General features: G+C 65.8%; 15 protein-coding genes. 6 read left to right on the forward strand and 9 right to left on the reverse strand.

Features of this window, described 5'->3' with window-relative positions:
• Nucleotides 1-44 precede the first annotated feature (44 nt).
• Nucleotides 45-3,035: an HD domain-containing phosphohydrolase gene (locus KYG_RS17605; protein ID WP_008906285.1), complete on the forward strand. Its 2,991-nt coding sequence runs from the start codon at nt 45-47 to the stop codon at nt 3,033-3,035.
• A 4-nt stretch (nt 3,036-3,039) separates the two neighbouring features.
• Here KYG_RS17605 and KYG_RS17610 read toward each other — a convergent pair whose 3' ends face one another.
• The 5 genes from KYG_RS17610 to KYG_RS17630 form a co-directional block, all read right to left on the reverse strand.
• Nucleotides 3,040-4,092, reverse strand: a complete 1,053-nt coding sequence (locus KYG_RS17610; protein WP_008906286.1) for a GGDEF domain-containing protein — start codon at nt 4,090-4,092, stop codon at nt 3,040-3,042.
• A 38-nt stretch (nt 4,093-4,130) separates the two neighbouring features.
• Nucleotides 4,131-4,886: a tRNA (guanosine(46)-N7)-methyltransferase TrmB gene (trmB, locus tag KYG_RS17615; protein WP_008906287.1), complete on the reverse strand. Its 756-nt coding sequence runs from the start codon at nt 4,884-4,886 to the stop codon at nt 4,131-4,133.
• On the reverse strand, nt 4,883-5,866 hold the full coding sequence (gene gluQRS / locus KYG_RS17620; protein WP_008906288.1) for a tRNA glutamyl-Q(34) synthetase GluQRS: 984 nt from the start codon (nt 5,864-5,866) through the stop codon (nt 4,883-4,885). The genes trmB and gluQRS overlap by 4 nt, the downstream gene beginning before the upstream one ends.
• Nucleotides 5,863-6,996, reverse strand: coding sequence for an NAD(P)/FAD-dependent oxidoreductase (locus KYG_RS17625; RefSeq protein WP_139019411.1), 1,134 nt, complete (start codon nt 6,994-6,996; stop codon nt 5,863-5,865). Before KYG_RS17625 ends, gluQRS begins: the two co-directional genes overlap by 4 nt.
• Before the next feature lie 97 nt (nt 6,997-7,093).
• Entirely contained in the window at nt 7,094-8,032 is a 939-nt protein-coding gene (locus KYG_RS17630) for a LysR family transcriptional regulator (RefSeq protein WP_008906290.1), read from the reverse strand.
• Between the two features lie 104 nt (nt 8,033-8,136).
• Here KYG_RS17630 and KYG_RS17635 point away from each other — a divergent pair, with 104 nt between their 5' ends.
• The 4 genes from KYG_RS17635 to KYG_RS17650 all read left to right on the forward strand — a co-directional run bounded on the left by KYG_RS17635 (nt 8,137) and on the right by KYG_RS17650 (nt 10,947).
• Nucleotides 8,137-8,838 (forward strand): pirin family protein, encoded by a 702-nt coding sequence (locus KYG_RS17635; protein WP_008906291.1) that lies wholly within the window; start codon nt 8,137-8,139, stop codon nt 8,836-8,838.
• Between the two features lie 66 nt (nt 8,839-8,904).
• On the forward strand, nt 8,905-9,318 hold the full coding sequence (locus KYG_RS17640; protein WP_008906292.1) for a DoxX family protein: 414 nt from the start codon (nt 8,905-8,907) through the stop codon (nt 9,316-9,318).
• Nucleotides 9,319-9,425: 107 nt separating this feature from the next.
• Nucleotides 9,426-9,986 carry a flavodoxin family protein gene (locus tag KYG_RS17645; protein WP_008906293.1) on the forward strand — a complete coding sequence of 187 codons (561 nt, stop codon included), beginning with the start codon at nt 9,426-9,428 and terminating at the stop codon, nt 9,984-9,986.
• 76 nt (nt 9,987-10,062) lie between these two features.
• Nucleotides 10,063-10,947: a pirin family protein gene (locus KYG_RS17650; RefSeq protein WP_008906294.1), complete on the forward strand. Its 885-nt coding sequence runs from the start codon at nt 10,063-10,065 to the stop codon at nt 10,945-10,947.
• A 78-nt stretch (nt 10,948-11,025) separates the two neighbouring features.
• Here the strand turns inward: KYG_RS17650 and KYG_RS17655 are convergent, their stop codons facing one another.
• The 4 genes from KYG_RS17655 to KYG_RS17670 all read right to left on the reverse strand — a co-directional run bounded on the left by KYG_RS17655 (nt 11,026) and on the right by KYG_RS17670 (nt 15,367).
• Nucleotides 11,026-11,793, reverse strand: coding sequence for a sulfurtransferase (locus KYG_RS17655; protein WP_034695184.1), 768 nt, complete (start codon nt 11,791-11,793; stop codon nt 11,026-11,028).
• A gap of 117 nt (nt 11,794-11,910) precedes the next feature.
• The gene (locus KYG_RS17660) at nt 11,911-12,768 is read right to left on the reverse strand and encodes a MinD/ParA family protein (protein ID WP_008906296.1); all 858 of its coding nucleotides are present in this window, start codon (nt 12,766-12,768) and stop codon (nt 11,911-11,913) included.
• Between the two features lie 10 nt (nt 12,769-12,778).
• Nucleotides 12,779-13,552: a GGDEF domain-containing protein gene (locus KYG_RS17665; protein WP_034695172.1), complete on the reverse strand. Its 774-nt coding sequence runs from the start codon at nt 13,550-13,552 to the stop codon at nt 12,779-12,781.
• A 123-nt stretch (nt 13,553-13,675) separates the two neighbouring features.
• Nucleotides 13,676-15,367, reverse strand: coding sequence for a SulP family inorganic anion transporter (locus KYG_RS17670; RefSeq protein WP_008906298.1), 1,692 nt, complete (start codon nt 15,365-15,367; stop codon nt 13,676-13,678).
• Between the two features lie 154 nt (nt 15,368-15,521).
• Between KYG_RS17670 and KYG_RS17675 the strand changes: the two genes are divergently transcribed.
• Nucleotides 15,522-15,980 carry a BON domain-containing protein gene (locus KYG_RS17675; protein ID WP_139019412.1) on the forward strand — a complete coding sequence of 153 codons (459 nt, stop codon included), beginning with the start codon at nt 15,522-15,524 and terminating at the stop codon, nt 15,978-15,980.

The following is a 15,980-nucleotide window of genomic DNA, read 5'->3' on the forward strand; positions in this document are numbered from 1 at the left end:
GATAACGGGTGACGGAACACCGGCTACCCCCTACATTCAAGCGCATGGACCCCTTGCGCGAAAGCCTGCACGATCCGCTGCCTGCCGACGGCACCCGCTCCAGCCTGTCGGGTCCCGAGGTTGCCCACCCGCCCTGGTGGCTGCGTTTCACCATACCGTTTGAGGTGGTGATTGCGTCGGTGGTGGTGTCGGCCATGGTGCTGCTTGCGGTGCTGCTGGTCTACCAGGTGGGCACCAGCGCGCGCCAGGCCATCATTGCGGCGTCGGATGACAGTGCGCTGCACATCAGCCAGTTGATCAGCGAACGGGTGCACCATGTCGTGGACCCGGCCGATGCCACGCTGCGTCTGCTGGTGTTTGACCCCATTGCCTCTGCCACCAGCTTGCAGACCCGGTTGCGCCGCCTGCCGGTGTTGGTTCGCCTGCTGGAGCAGAACGCCTTGTTGTCGGCGGTGTTCATCGGGTACTCCGATGGACAGTTTTTGCTGGTACGCCCGCTGCGCAATGCGACGCTGCGTGCCCGGCTGGAGGCACCTGCAGAGGCGGCCTTCCTGGTGCAGTCCATGGCGCGGGAGCGGGGCACGGCGGGGGCAGCAGGCACTGCTGGCCTGACCGGCCGCTGGAACTACTACGACGCACAACTGAAGCTGCTCGACTCCTCGGTGCGGCCCAACTACCGCTATGACCCCCGCTCCCGTCCCTGGTACGCCCTGGCGGCTGAACGTAACACACAGGTTCTCACTGCGCCCTATCTGTTTTTCACCACGCAAGAGGTGGGGGTCACGCTGAGCCAGCCCAGCGAGGACGGCCGCGCGGTGATTGGCCTGGATGTGGCGCTCACCGATCTGGGCCAGGAGATTGGCGAGCTCCGGCTCGTACCGCGCACCGAAATCGCCGTGGTGGACCAGGACCGCCGCGTGCTGGCCTACCCGGACATGTCCCGCGTATGGGTGCGCGAAGGCAACGACACCAGCCTCGAGCTGCGAACCCTGGAGGAACTCGGCGTACCCAGTTTCCAAGGCTTGCAAGGTATTGACCTCAAGGCGGGGGTCACGCGCCGGCTCGAGGCAGATGGGGAGGAGTGGTTGTTCAAGGTCCTGTCGCTCAAGTCGCAGCGCTGGGAAGGCCTGCACATCCTGATGGCCATCCCTACCCGCGAGCTGTTGGCAGACGTGAACGAGAACCTTCGGCGGCAGGTGTGGCTGTCCCTGGCGCTCATTGCGCTCATGCTGCTGTTCGGGTGGCTGGCCGGAAGGCGGGTGGGGCGCAGCCTCTCGGGGCTGGCCCTGCAGGCGCAGGCCCTGGCGCGGTTCGATTTCCGGCGCCCGAGTCGTCGCATGTCACCCGTGCGCGAGGTACGCGCACTGGGCCAGGTGATGGACCGCATGTCCGACACCATCGAGGAGTTCCTGCACATCACGCACCACATCAGCGCCGAGTCCCGCATGGACGTCATGCTCTCCAGCGTGCTGTATGAGCTGGTGCGCGCCACCAGCTGCACGGGGGGCGCGGTGTACCTGGTGGAGGCGCAGCGCACGGGCCTTGCGCGCACTGCAAGGTACTGCGAAGACCCGGAGCAGCAGGCGCGCTACCCGGACCACCTGCCCATGGCGTTTTTCATCAACCCGACAGAGCCGCAGGACGTCGATGCCCAGGACGACGATCAGGCCTTGCCCCAGCGTGCACTGCGGGTGCAGCTGCGCACGCGCGATGGGCAGCCGCTGGGCCTGCTGGTGCTGCGCTACCGTGCCAACCAGCAGCAGGACGACGTGCACTTCCGCGCGTTTGTCGAAAAACTCTCCGGCACGCTGTCGGTGGCCATCGAAACCCGCAGCCTGATCGAAGGGCAGAAGAAGCTGTTCGATGCCGTCATCCGCCTGCTGGCCGACGCCATCGATGCCAAGAGCCCCTACACCGGCGGACATTGTGAGCGGGTGCCCCAGCTGGCCGAATCCCTGATGCAACGGATGTGCGAGGCCAAGGACGGGCCATTTGCCCATGTGGCCATGACGGAGGCAGAGCGCTATGAGTTCCGCCTGGGTGCCTGGCTGCACGACTGCGGCAAGGTCACCAGCCCCGAGCACATCATCGACAAGGCCACCAAGCTGGAGGCGCTGTACAACCGCATCCATGAGGTGCGCATGCGCTTTGAAGTGCTGTGGCGCGATGCCGAACTGGACTACTGGAAGCAGCATATATCCGGCGTGGACCCGGAGCGGCTGCAGCGCGAACTGTTGCAGCGGCGGGAGCGCCTGCAGGACGATTTCGCATTTGTGGCCCGCAGCAACGTGGGCGGTGAATTCATGGCCGAGGCCGACGTGCAGCGCCTTGCCACCATCGGGCGGCAGGTGTGGCAGCGGCATTTTGACGACCGGCTCGGGCTGTCGCAGGCGGAGATGGCGCGGCTGGCAAAAGTGCCTGCGCGCAGCCTGCCAGCCAACGAGCCCCTGCTGGCCGACCGGCCCGAGCACATCGTGCCCTGGGGCGCCCGCAAGCCGCCGGTGGAGGCAGACAACCCGGCCAACCGCTGGGGCTTCGACATGGTGGTGCCGCCCTTCGAGGCACACCTGGGCGAGCTGCACAACCTGTCGATCCGGCGCGGCACGCTCACCGCAGAAGACAGGTTCAAGATCAACGACCACATCGTGCAGACCATCATCATGCTCAGCGGTCTGCCGTTCCCGCCGCACCTGGCACGCGTGCCGTCCATTGCCGGGTCGCACCACGAGAAGCTGGACGGAACGGGTTATCCGAGGCGCCTGAAAGGAGCCGATCTCACGCTGGCCGACCGCGTGATGACCCTGGCCGATATCTTTGAGGCCCTGACCGCAGCTGACCGGCCCTACAAACCGCCCAAGACCCTGTCAGAGTCGCTCAACATCATGTCTCACATGGTGCGCGAGCAGCACATCGATGCCAGTGTGTTCCGCTTCTTCCTGACCAGTGGTGTCTGGCGCGACTACGCCGAGCTTTTTCTCGACCCCGCACAGCGGGATGCGGTGGATGTGGACGCGCTACTTGCGTCGTCAGGGTAGGGGTTCAGAAGAGTTCGACGTCGTCGTTGGCCACTTTGGCCGTCAGCTGGCCGCTGGCCACCAGGTCATCGTAAAAACAGACCTGGTTGCGCCCATGTTCCTTGGCGTAATACAGCGCCTGATCGGCCTGTCCCAGGATCTCCACCGGTGAGCCCTTGGCCGTGCTGACAAAGCCCATGCTCACCGTGACCCGGCCCACCTGAGGGAACGGATATTCCTGCACGGCGAGCCGAAAGCGGTTGAACACCTTGTGGGCCGTGGTCAGCGTGGTCGAGCGCAGCAGCACCACGAACTCTTCGCCACCGAAGCGGAAGATGCGGTCGTGGCTGCGGAATGAGCTGCGCAGGATGTTGGCGATCAGGATCAGCACCTCGTCGCCATACAGATGCCCGAAACGGTCGTTGACCTGCTTGAAGTGGTCGATGTCCACTACGGCCAGCCACTGCTGCAAGGGTTCGCCTGGCTGGGATGCATCGTCGGCGGTAAGGGGCTCCGGCGCTGACGCCAGGCGGCCACTGACCATGCCGTTGAGCGAGGTGCGCGAGAACTGCTCGTCAAAGGTCTTGCGATTGAACAGGCCGGTGAGCGCGTCGCGCTCGCTGTAATCCAGAAGCCGCTGGTAGTTCTGATACACCTGAAAAACGCCCTTGACCACTTCGAGCTTGTGCGCCGAAAAGGGGCGCGACTGCGTGATCTCCAGGCACGTGGTGACCTTTTCATGCATCCACACGGGCAGCCACAGGACATGGCAACCCTTGCGGGGCGAGACCAGCGCGCTGTCGCGGTGGTTGGCGATGCATTCGCGCAGGGCGGTGTAGTTGTCCAGAGTCTCGCGCCGGGGGTCGGAGGCGGCTTCCGAATCGGTGGAGACGAGTTGCCCGTCCTCGATCCAGGTGCGGGGGCGGACATGGGATACACCGGCATCGGTGAAAAGCTCCAGCGCGCGCACCTCGATGATGCCGCTGAGCTTTTGCAGGGTGGACAACACCGACACCTCCAGCCGAAGGTGATCGCGGTGACCCGTCATCTCCACAAGGTTTTGCAGAATCGGTTTCATAGGCGTTGTGTACGGGCGCGTCCGGTGGGGGCTACGGTTCAGTTTCGGCGTACGAACACCACATCCCACACACCATGCCCGAGCCGAAGGCCGCGGTTTTCAAACTTGGTGAGGGGGCGGTAGTCGGGCTGCGGTGCGAAGCCGCTGGCGGTGTTTTGCAGCAGGGGTTCGGCGCCCAGCACCTGCAGCATCTGCTCGGCGTAGGGCTGCCAGTCGGTGGCGCAGTGCAGATAGCCACCAGGCTTGAGGCGGGCGGCCAGCTTGGCGACCAGCGGGGCCTGGATCAGGCGGCGCTTGTTGTGCTTTTTCTTGTGCCAGGGGTCGGGGAAGAAGATGTGCACGCCGTCGAGGCAGCCCGGCGGCAGCATGTGGTCGATCACCTCTACCGCGTCGTGTTGCAGGATGCGGATGTTCGTCAGTTCCTGCTCACCGATGCGCTTGAGCAGCGCGCCCACGCCGGGCTCGTGCACCTCGCAGCACAGAAAGTTGTCATCTGGCCGCACACGCGCGATGTGGGCCGTGGCTTCGCCCATGCCGAAGCCGATTTCGAGCACCAGCGGCGCATGGCGGCCGAAGGCTGCTGCAGCATCCAGGGGCGCGGGCGCATACGGCAGCACAAAACGCGGGCCAAAATCTTCAAAGGCCTTGGCCTGGCCCGTGGTGGTGCGTCCAGCACGGCGCACAAAGCTCTTGATGGTCTTGGGATGGCTCACGCCAGCGGGTGCCCCGCCAGGGGTTGCGGGGGCTGCTGCGGTCGCAGCGGTGGGGGCAGATGCGGTGGTCAGTTCGGTCACGGTGCGCCATTGTAGTTTCGTCGCCACGCGGTGACCCAGTAGGCGAGGGCATCGGGCAGGCCCTGCGGGTGTGGGTGTTCGGCGGGCAGCGCTGGAAGGCCCAGCACCTGCGCGGCGCTGGCCAGTGCCTGGAGCGGCTCGGCCAGGTCCAGCGCGCGCGCACCGTTTTGCTTGGAGAGCTTTTCGCCGTTGTCCCCACACACCAGGGGTGTGTGCAGGTAGCGCGGCGTGGGCAGCCCCAGCGCCTGCTGAAGCAGGATCTGGCGTGGCGTGTTGTCCGCCAGGTCTTCGCCGCGCACCACGTCGGTAATGCCCTGGTCGGCGTCATCCACCACCACGGCCAGCTGGTAGGCCCACAGCCCGTCGGCCCGGCGCAGCACAAAGTCGCCCACCGTGTCAGCCACGTTCTGCTGCTGTGCACCCAGGCGGCGGTCCTGCCAGTGCACGATGCTGTTTGCTATTAAATTAGTAGCTGCTTGCGCTTTATGGATAAGCGCTGGAGGCTGTTTTGGCTTGAAATCCGTTGCATTGAACCGCCACGACCGCGCCGCACGCCCCTGCAGCCCGTGGCGGCAGGTGCCGGGGTAGGGCAGCGCGGCATGGCGTTCGCGGGCGTGGCCGCGCGCCGCGTGTACGTCTTCGATGTCCTTGCGGGAGCAGGCGCACGGGTAGGCATGGCCCTTCACCACGAGCTGGTCCAGTGCCTGCTGGTAGCGCTCGCCCCGCCGCGATTGCCATTGCGCTGGAGCGTCTGGCAAGAGGCCGCAGGTGGCCAGCTGCTGCAAGATGACCTCGTCGGCGCCGGGCACGCAACGGGGGGTGTCCACATCTTCAATGCGCACCAGCCAACTGCCGTGGCGCGCGCGTGCGTCCAGCCAGCTGGCAAGCGCCGCCACCAGAGAGCCCGCGTGCAGCGGACCCGTGGGCGACGGTGCAAACCGGCCCACATAGCGCAGCGCTGCCCCATCGGCTGCCGTCATGCAACGGCAAGTGCGAGTTCCAGGCCGGACACAAACGCGTCTTCCAGCCGGTGCCCGAGGCACCAGTCTCCACAGGCACCCAGTCCTGCGCCCGCATCCCACAGGTGGGTTTTGCCCAGGGGGTGGGTGGTTTGGGCATAACGCCAGCGGCGCGTGTCGGCGTGTGCTGGCGTGGCACGGATGCCGGTGACCTCGGCGAAGGCCTTGAGCAGCTTGGCCTGCACACGGGCCTCGTCGTCCTCCAGGTGTTCGGCCGACCAGGCGGGGCTGGCCTGCACCGTCCAGCGCTCCACCAGGTTGCGGCCGGGCTTGGACGACTCGCGCGCCAGCCAGGCGATGCGGTGGTGCGTGCTGCGCGCAGCGTTCCACTGCGGGCCCAGCGTGGTGAGGCCCGGGCGCACGGCCTGCGGGTAAGCAAGCATCAGCGTCCAGCAGGGGGCTATGGCCACCCGGGACATGGCGTCGGCCAGGGGTGTATCCAGTCCCGAGCTGGAAATCAGGGCCTGGGCAGGTACTGCGGGTTGTGCCAGCAACACGGCGTCGAAGCCTGCATACACATGCTGGGCACCGCCAGCACCCTCGGTGCGAAGCTGCCAGCCGGGTGTGTTCAGCGCATCGCGCTCGATGCGCGTCACGCGGGTTTGCGTGATGAGTTGCCCGGCCTGCACCAGGGGCTCGGCCCAGGTGGCGACCAGCGATTGCATGCCGGGGCTGGCCACCCAGTGGGCCTCGCGGTGCGGCAGGCCCACGGCGGCCACACGGCCCGCGGCATCAAGCACTTGCACGGAGTTGGCGCTCCAGCGCTTGCAGATGCCGGGCACGGTGTCGATGGCGCGCGCAAAGCGCGGATCGCGCACGGTGAAGTACTGGGCGCCCGCGTCAAAGTTGCCAAAAGGGGAGTCGATGGTGGCGGTGCGGCCGCCGGCCTGGGAGGATTTCTCGAACACCGTCACGCGGTGCCCGGCCTGCACCAGGGTGCGCGCGCAGGCAATGCCCGCCATGCCCGCGCCGATGATGGCGAAGTGGCGCTGCGGTTTCCCGGATCGGGTGGTGGGGGTGGGCGTAGCTGCGGGTGCGGGGGCGCTGGTGCGTCGGAGCCGTTTGGCGGGGAGAGGATCAGGTTTGCTCATGGAGGGCCTTTCGGTGACGTGCGGCGATTGAAATGCAATGCAAAACCAACACCAACCACTCTACACGCGGTAGGGCGCACGTCGCACTTGATCAAGGTCACAAATGATGGTGGTTTTCCAGCAGAGCGCGGCGTGTGGCGGGGCTTTGCAGCTGGTTCAGCCACCACTGCAGCGCCCGGCCCGGCGCGGTGAAGCCGGGGCCACCCCAGGCGTAGTGCACGCGCACTTTGCGCTCCAGCCTTGCCACGCGGCGCGTCACCAGGCGCCCGGCCTCCAGGTAGGGGCGCACCATGGGTTCGGGCAAAAACCCGCCGCCCAGCCCGCGCAGCTGCACACGCACCTTGGCCTGCATGGTGTCCACCGTCAGCACATCCTGCCCACCCAGCAGGCCCATGGTGGCGCCGCCGCGCGTGGCCGAATCGGCCACGGCCACGGCGCGGTGCTCCAGCAGCGTGGCATCGGAGATGGGCTCTGGCGCGCTGGCCAGCGGGTGGTGGGGCGCCACCACGTAAATGAAAAGCACTTCCCCCAGCGTGCCCTGCTGCAGGCCCGCCACATCGGTGCCCGGCACCGAAACCCCGATGGCCAGATCGGCCCGGCCCGAGGTCAGGTTCTCCAGCGTGCCTTTCATGATCCCGTCGCGCAGCTTCAGGCGCGTGGGGGGCTCCATGGCATAGAAGGCATCCACCAGCTCCAGCATGGTGTGGGGCGAGATGATGCCGTCCACCGAAATCGTCAGCTGCGGCTCCCAGCCGGTGGCCACGCGGCGCACGCGGTGGGCCACGGCGTCGATGTCCTGCAACAGGCGTGCGCCCTCGCGCAGCAGCTCGGTGCCCGCCTCGGTGGGGCGCGCCTGGCGCGAGCTGCGGTCAAACAGCAGCACATCGAGCGCATCTTCGATCTGGCGCACGCGGTAGGTGAGGGCGCTGGGCACCAGGCCCAGCTGCCGGGCCGCAGCGGCAAAGCTGCCTGCTTCGGCGATCACCTGCAGCATGGTCAGTGCATCGGGGGTCAGAACATCGCGTGCGTTTTGCATGGTGGCGCCATGTTAGTTCAGATTATTTGAATATTGCCATCAATCCAGCAGCCCTTGCTGGCCTGCACGAAGTTCTACAGTTGAGTCTTGAAAGGAGCACTCACATGCTGACTGTTCGTAAATCGCAAGACCGGGGCCACGCCGACCATGGCTGGCTCAATTCCTTCCACAGCTTTTCGTTTGCCGGTTACTACGACCCGGCACACATGGGCTTTGGCAACCTGCGGGTCATCAACGAAGACCGCATCGCTCCCGGCACGGGCTTTGGCACCCATGGCCACCGCGACATGGAAATCATCAGCTACGTGCTGTCGGGTGAACTCGCCCACAAGGACAGCATGGGCAACATCAAGGGCATTCCGCCCGGCGACGTGCAGCGCATGAGCGCAGGCACCGGTGTGCAGCACAGCGAGTTCAACCACGCAGCGGGCCAGACCACGCACTTCCTGCAGATCTGGATCGAGCCCAACGTGCGCGGCATTCCTCCCAGCTACGAGCAAAAGACTTTTGCCGAGACAGAAAAACGCGGTGCGCTGCGTCTGGTGGCATCGCCCGATGGCGCGCAGGATTCAGTCAAGATCCACGCCGATGCCGCGTTGTATGCGGGTTTGCTGGATGGCGCGGACTCGGTCACACAGGCCCTCAATCCGGCGCGCAAGACCTATGTGCATCTGGTGCGCGGCGACCTGTCGGTGAACGGCCATGCGCTGTCGGGCGGCGATGCCGTGCTGATGGAAAAGGAAACCAGCCTGTCACTGACCGACGCCCGCAATGCCGAGGTGCTGGTTTTTGACCTGGCTCCCTGACGCACCTTTCCCCTACCTCCCTCTCGCCAACGTTCTTTACTTTCACTTTTTCACCAGGAGTTCATCATGTTCACATCCCTGCAAAATCCTCTGGCACTTGCCTCACGTCTTCTCTTGGCCGCATTGTTTCTGCCTGCCGGCATTGGCAAGATCACCGGTTTTGCCGGTACGGTGGGCTATATCAGCTCCGTCGGGCTGCCCATGCCCACCGTGGCAGCGGCGGTGGCGGCTGCCGTCGAGGTGCTCGGCGCGCTTGCGTTGATTTTCGGCTTTGGTACCCGTCTGGCGGCGCTGGCGCTGGCATTCTTCACGCTGGTGGCCAGCTTCTTCTTTCACGCCTACTGGAGCCTGCCCGCTGACCAGCAGATGATGCAGCAGCTGATGTTCTTCAAGAACGTGGGCGTGACAGGCGGCTTGCTGGCCCTGGCGGCCTTCGGCGCAGGCGGCTGGAGCGTGGATGCGCGCACCTCCGGCCGTTGAACTAAGGTTCAAAGACCTGTAGGCTGCAAGAGCGCTCCCGCGGAGATTGCATCCCGCGCGGGAGCGCAGTGCATTTACTTCACCAGGGTTTGAACAGGAGTTTTTCGATGGCAGACATTGCGGTGGTTTATCACTCGGGCTACGGTCACACACAGCGCCTGGCCCAGGCTGTGGCAGAGGGCGCGGGCGCCGAGCTGATGGCCATCGACCCCGATGGCAATCTGCCCGAAGGCGGCTGGGAAACCCTGGCAGCCGCGCACGCCATCATCCTGGGTTCACCCACCTACATGGCCGGCCCCAGCTGGCAGTTCAAGAAGTTTGCGGATGCCTCGTCCAAGCCCTGGTTCAGCCAGGCCTGGAAGGACAAGCTGTTTGCAGGCTTTACCAACAGTGCCGGCACCAACGGCGACAAGCAGGTGACGCTGGACTATCTGTTTCACCTGGCCATGCAGCATGGCGGCATCTGGGTGGGCAACGGCATGATGCCGGCCAACTCCAAGGCAGCCACCCGCAACGACGTGAACTGGATCGGCTCCTACAGCGGCGCGATGGCGCAGTCGCCCTCCGACGCCTCGGCTGCTGAAATGTTTCCGGGCGATCTGGAAACCGGCCGGAGGCTGGGCCAACGCGTGGCGCAGATCGCCGCCAGGCTCGCGCTGTCATCGTGACCGGCCACCAGGGAGAATTGTTTATGCACCGCCCAAATTGTTCTTCACGCCGCGATGACGCAGCGGGAGACGTATCGTGAGCGCGCCCCTGCGCCTGGCAGGCCACGCCAAAGACCTGGGCGGCGGGTTTACGGTGCGGCGCCTGCTGCCTGCCGTGCAGCGCCAGGCCGTCGGGCCATTTTTGTTTTTCGACCATTTCGGACCTGTGACAGTGGAGCCCGGTGCGAGCCACGATGTGCGGCCCCACCCCCATATCGGGCTGGCCACCGTGACCTACCTGTTCTCCGGTGCCATCCTGCACCGCGACAGCCTGGGCCATGTGCAGCAGATCGAGCCCGGCGCCATCAACTGGATGACGGCGGGGCGGGGCATCGTGCATTCCGAGCGCCGCCCGGAGAGTCTTGCGAATCAGGCCTATGTGAACCATGGCATCCAGCTGTGGGCTGCACTGCCGCAGGCCCATGAAGAGGCCGACCCTTCGTTTGTGCACACGCCCGCCGCTGCCATTGCCGAAGTGCAGGTGGGGGCCGCCACTGTGCGCGTGTTGATCGGGCAGGCTTTCGGGCAGACCTCTCCGGTGGCCACCTATTCGCGCACGCTGTACCTCGATGTCCAATTGCCTGTCGGTGCCACGCTCGACCTCCCGGCCCTGGTGCCGGAGATGGCGGTCTATACCGTGGATGCTGCGGTCCAGATCGATGGGGAAACCGTGGCCGCGCATCGCCTGGCGGTGCTGGAGCCGGGCCAGGCCACCCACCTATCTGCAGGTGACAGCCCGGTGCGTCTGATGGTGATTGGGGGCGACGCGCTGGATGCGCCGCGCCACATGTGGTGGAACTTTGTCTCCAGCCGCAAGGAGCGTATCGTGCAGGCCGCCGCTGACTGGGATGCCCAGGCAATGGGCCAGGTGCCGGGTGAGGTGGAGTGGATTGCGCTGCCAGAGCGCCGCTTCAAGCCTTGACCGGTTTGCGGGTGGGCTTGAATGTTTTGGTTTCAAGCCAAATTGGCCTCTAGCGCTTGATGGTAAAGCGCTGGCAGCTCACTTACTGATAGCGATTTCACCAACCACGGGTGCAGGGTCGGTCGACAGGTCTGCCGCCAGCACCCGGCGTTCATCGAACACAAAACAGCCGCCGTGGTAGTGCGCACCATCGGTGAGCTCAAAGTATTTGAGGATGCCGCCTTCGAGCTGGTAGACATGCGCAAGGCCTTCTTCGCGCATCAAAATTGCAGCCTTCTCGCAGCGGATGCCGCCGGTGCAAAAGCTCACCACGGTCTTGTCCCGCAGCTGGGCCTTGTGGGCGCGCAGGGCAGGCGGGAACTCGGTGAACTTGTCGATGCGCCAGTCGATGGCGTTGTCGAAGGTGCCCGCATCCACCTCGAAGGCGTTGCGGGTGTCCAGCGTCACCACCTCGCGCCCGTCATCGTCATGCCCCTGGGCCAGCCAGCGGCGCAGCGTGGCCGGGTCCACCGAAGGCGCCCGTCCCTGCGCGGGCTGGATGGTCGGGTGGTCCATGCGGATGATCTCGCGCTTGACCTTGACCAGCATCTTGCGAAACGGCACCGTGGTTGACCAGCTCTCCTTGGGCTGCAGATCGGCAAAGCGGGCATCGGTGCGCAGCGCATCGACAAAGCCGCGCACCGCTTCGGCCGGGCCGGCCAGAAAGAAGTTGATGCCTTCTTCGGCCAGCAGGATGGTGCCCTTGAGGCCAGCGGCCGTGGCGCGCGCATGCAGCACCTCGCGCAGCGCTGCCGCATCGGGCAAAGGCACGAACTTGTAGCAGGAGATGTTCAGGATGGTGTCGATGGGAGTCACGGCCAATGGGCGCGATGGGGGCGCGCGGGTACTTCGATAGGAAAACGTCGCACAGAGCGACCCACAGGCGCCGCGTCGATGACAGGCGGGGCGCGAGCGCAGGCCCTCTCAGGGAGCGGGGCTCAGCAGCGTGGTTTCGATCTTGTTGGCCAGCTGGGCAATCGCCAGGGCAGCGGGGCAGCCCGGGGTTTGCAGCAGCAGCAGCTGGCGGCGCATCACGGCCTCGCGCACGGACGGGTCGGCCGGAATATCACCCATGTGGATCAGGCGCATCGGACGGCCCGAATCGGTGCTGACAAACCGGTCCAGCACCTGCTGCAGCTGGCTGGTGATGGCGCGGCCATCACCCGGGCGCGCGGCCTGGTTGATGATCATGCGCACGTGCTGGCGCTTTTGCTGCATCGCCAGCACCTTGATGGCCGCGTAGGCGTCCGTGAGGGAGGTGGGTTCGGGCGTGGCCACGATCAGCACCTCGGACGCCAGCGAGATCGAAAACAGCACCACATCCGAGATACCGGCACCGGTATCGAGCAACACCACGTCGTACTGCGGCGTCAGGGCCTGGATCACGCTCAAAAACTGGCTGCGCACTTCGGGCGTCAGGCGCGAATACTCGACCATGCCGGAGCCTGCCAGCAGCACGTTGAAGCCGCCCGGCGCCTGGATGACGGCGTCTTCCAGCGCAGCCTTGCCGGTGAACACATCGTGCAGCGTGATCTTGGGGTGCAGGTTCAGCACCACGTCGAGGTTGGCCAGGCCGAGGTCGGCATCCAGCACCAGCACACGCTGGCCCCGGCGCGTGAGGGCCGCAGCCAGATTGGCGGATACGAAGGTTTTGCCAACCCCGCCTTTTCCGCTGGTCACGGCAATGATGCGGGCACCTGGGGTGCCGGGCGCCACAGGCGTTGCCGCACCGGCGGGGGCTGCTGGCGAGGTGGTGGGGGAAGGGGACAGCGCGTCGCTCATCATCTAACTTTCAGTAGGCGCTGCCTGCGGGAGCGGGGTCCAGCGGAGGCAGATCGCCCCAACCCGAGGGGGTGTAGAGCGGGCCAAACAACAGGCTTTTTTCTTCGGCACTTACCGTGCTGTCCGGCTGCTCCTCGATGCAGATGCAGTTGCGGCCGCTCGACTTGGCTTTGTAGAGCTGGTGGTCGGCGCGGTCCGTCCACAGCAAGGTGGTCGAACGGATCCATTGCAGGGCGAAGGCGCCGCCAATGCTGACCGTTACGTTGAGCTCGACAGAGCCGGAAATCCTGATGGGTGTGTTTGCCACCGCCCGGCGGATGCGCTCGGCCACCACGCTCCCGAAACCGGCCTGGCATGCCGGCAGCACCACGGCAAATTCTTCACCGCCATAGCGCGCCAGCGTGTCCATGGGCCGCACGCAGGCGCTGAGCGTGCGCGCCACGGACTGCAGCACCACATCACCGGCCAGGTGGCCGTGGGTGTCGTTCACGCTCTTGAAATGATCGATGTCCAGCATCAGCAGCAGCGCTGCTTCGCCGGACCGGGTAACGCGGTCGATTTCGCGCTCCAGCACCGCGCGGAAGTGCCTGCGGTTGGCCAGCCCGGTGAGAGGGTCCTTGAGGGAGAGTTCGCACAGGCCGTCAATGAGGCTCTGCAGGTATCGGGCGGGCACCTCGCGTTGCAAGGCGGCTTCGCTGCCGCCGGCCTGGGCCACCAGCGCATGGGCGGTGTCCAGGCGAAGGTCGCGAAGATCTACCAGGTGAGAGGCCGCAGAGTCAGACACAAAAAGGTGCAAAAAAGAGTTTTCGAAGTGTACCAGTGCACTTCAGAGCGCCCGTGGGCCCCAAACCCCTGCAAATCGCTCGGTTGGTGAAGGCCGGGGCCAGCCGGGCGGTCTGCATGCTCACTACACACGGGGTACGGGCGGTTCCAGCTGGTTGAGTGCCACCAGCGCTTCGGCATCGGTGCGGTACAAGGCCAGGCCGCTGCCGGCTTCCAGCAAGCCGGCCTGGCGCAGCACCCGTTCCACGGGCAGCTTGAGCCCGCTCAGGTGCAGCGTGCCGCCGCGCGACTGCAGCAGTGCCAGAAGCTGGGCGAATGTCTCCACGCCGGTCACGTCAATCCGGTTGATGGGCTGGGCCATGAGGCACAGATGCACCACCTCCGGGTGGCTGGCCAGGTGGTCCGTGACCCGGCGCTCCAGCGCGCTGGCAGAAGCAAAATCGAGCTCTGCATCCATGCGCAGCGCCAGCAGCCGCGGCGCCAGCGCGGGCAGATGCCACAGGTGGCGGTCGCGCAGGCTGCCATCAGGGTGCAGGCCGACTTCGATGATGCGGGGGTGCAGCCGCTGGTACAGAAAGTGGCTCAGGTTCATCAGCAGGCCCACCAGCACGCCCCAGTACATCCGCGGGGCCGTGGCCAGCGTGAGCGCAAACGTCACGGCTGCGATCACGGCTTCTGTCCGCGAAACCCGCCACAGCCGCAGCAAGGTGCCGGGTTTGATGAGGCTGGTCACGGCCGTCACCACCACGGCGGCCAGCACCGACTGCGGTACGTGGTAGAGCACTGGGGTGAGCCATAGCAGCACCACCAGCACCAGCGCAATCGCAAACAGTGTGGCCCAGCCACTTTTGGCGCCCGCGTAGAGGTTGATGGCCGAGCGTGAAAAGGACGCGCTGGTGGCAAAGCTGCCGCACAGCCCGCTGCTGATCTTGGCCAGACCCTGCCCGATCAGGTCCTGGTTTTCGTTCCAGCGCTCGCCGGAGCGCTGGCTCTCCACTTTGGCGCTGGACGCAGTCTCCAGAAAACTCACCAGGGTGACCACCAGCACCGGCATCACCAGCGCAGAGAAGCTGGACCAGGGCAGGGCGGCAGGCCAGTAAAGATCCGGCATGCCCGATGGCAGCGCACCCACCACGGCGCCGCCGGCATCGGCGTAGTCCAGCGCCCAGCTCAGGCCCCCCGCCAGCGCCACCACCACAATGGCCGAGGGGAAGGCCGGCCGCCACCGGCGCGCAAGCACCAGAAGCGCCAGGCTGCCGAAACCAAAGGCTGCTGCCGTCAGGTCAAACAGGCCGGGCGAGGGGGTAGACAGCAGCGCGCTCCAGTCGGAACGCAGGCCCGTGAGCGACGCGAGCTGCGACCCCAGAATCAGCAGCGCCGCTGCCTGCGTGAAGCCGCTGAGAACCGGCGATGTCACCAGGTTGAGCAACCAGCCAAAGCGTGCCAGGCCCATCACCAGCTGAACAAGGCCCGACAACAGCGCCATCCACGCCGCCAGCGCCACCCATTGCGCGCTGCCCGGCTCCGCCATGCCGGTGAGCGACGCGCCGATCAACAGGCTGGTGAGCGCAGTGGGCCCGACGCCCAGGCGCGTGGACGCGCTGAACAGCACCGCCACCAGTGCCGGCACCAGTGAGGCATAGATCCCCGTGACCAGCGGCATACCGGCCAGCGCCGCGTAGGCCACCCCCTGTGGCACCAGCATGAGGCCGACCGTCATGCCGGCAAAGAACTCCCCGCGGATCAAGGCGCGGTCGGGACGGGGCCATGACAGAAAAGGAAACCAGCGGGACAGCGATGCACGGGAAAAAGACATGCGCCGATTGTCGCGCCTGCCAATGCTGTGCGGGGGGCGGCGAGGCGACGCCCCGGCAGTCTCGTCCTACACAGGGTTCAGCAGTGTCCGACCTGCGCCTGCCATGGCCGCGCCTAAAGTCATTCCATCGTTTTTTAACTGAGAGGTTTTATCCATGAACTCCCTGATGCACTCCAGCCGTCCCGTTCAACGCATTGCCAGTGTGCTGGCGGTCAGCGCCCTGGCGCTGGGTCTTGCTGCCTGCAGCAAGAACGAAGAGCCCACCGTGGGCCAGCGCATGGACTCTGCCGTGGAAAAGACCGAGCAGGCTGCCGCTGACGCCCGGGTGAAGGCCGACAGCGCAATGCAAAGCGCGGAAAACACGGCCAAAGATGCCACCAACTCTGCCATGACGGCCGTGGATGACGCCACCATCACGGCACGTGTCAACGCGAGCCTGGCCCAGGATCCTGATCTGAGCGCGCTCAAGATCAATGTGGATAGGGTGAACGGCAAGGTCACACTCAACGGCCCCGCGCCGTCCACGGTAGCCCGTGACCGCGCCGAGAGCCTGGCCAAGGCCGTAGACGGCGTGACGGCTGTGAACAACCAGCTGGTCGTCACCGCCAGCTAA

This window comes from Acidovorax sp. NO-1 (assembly GCF_000238595.1).
Lineage (GTDB): Bacteria > Pseudomonadota > Gammaproteobacteria > Burkholderiales > Burkholderiaceae_C > Acidovorax.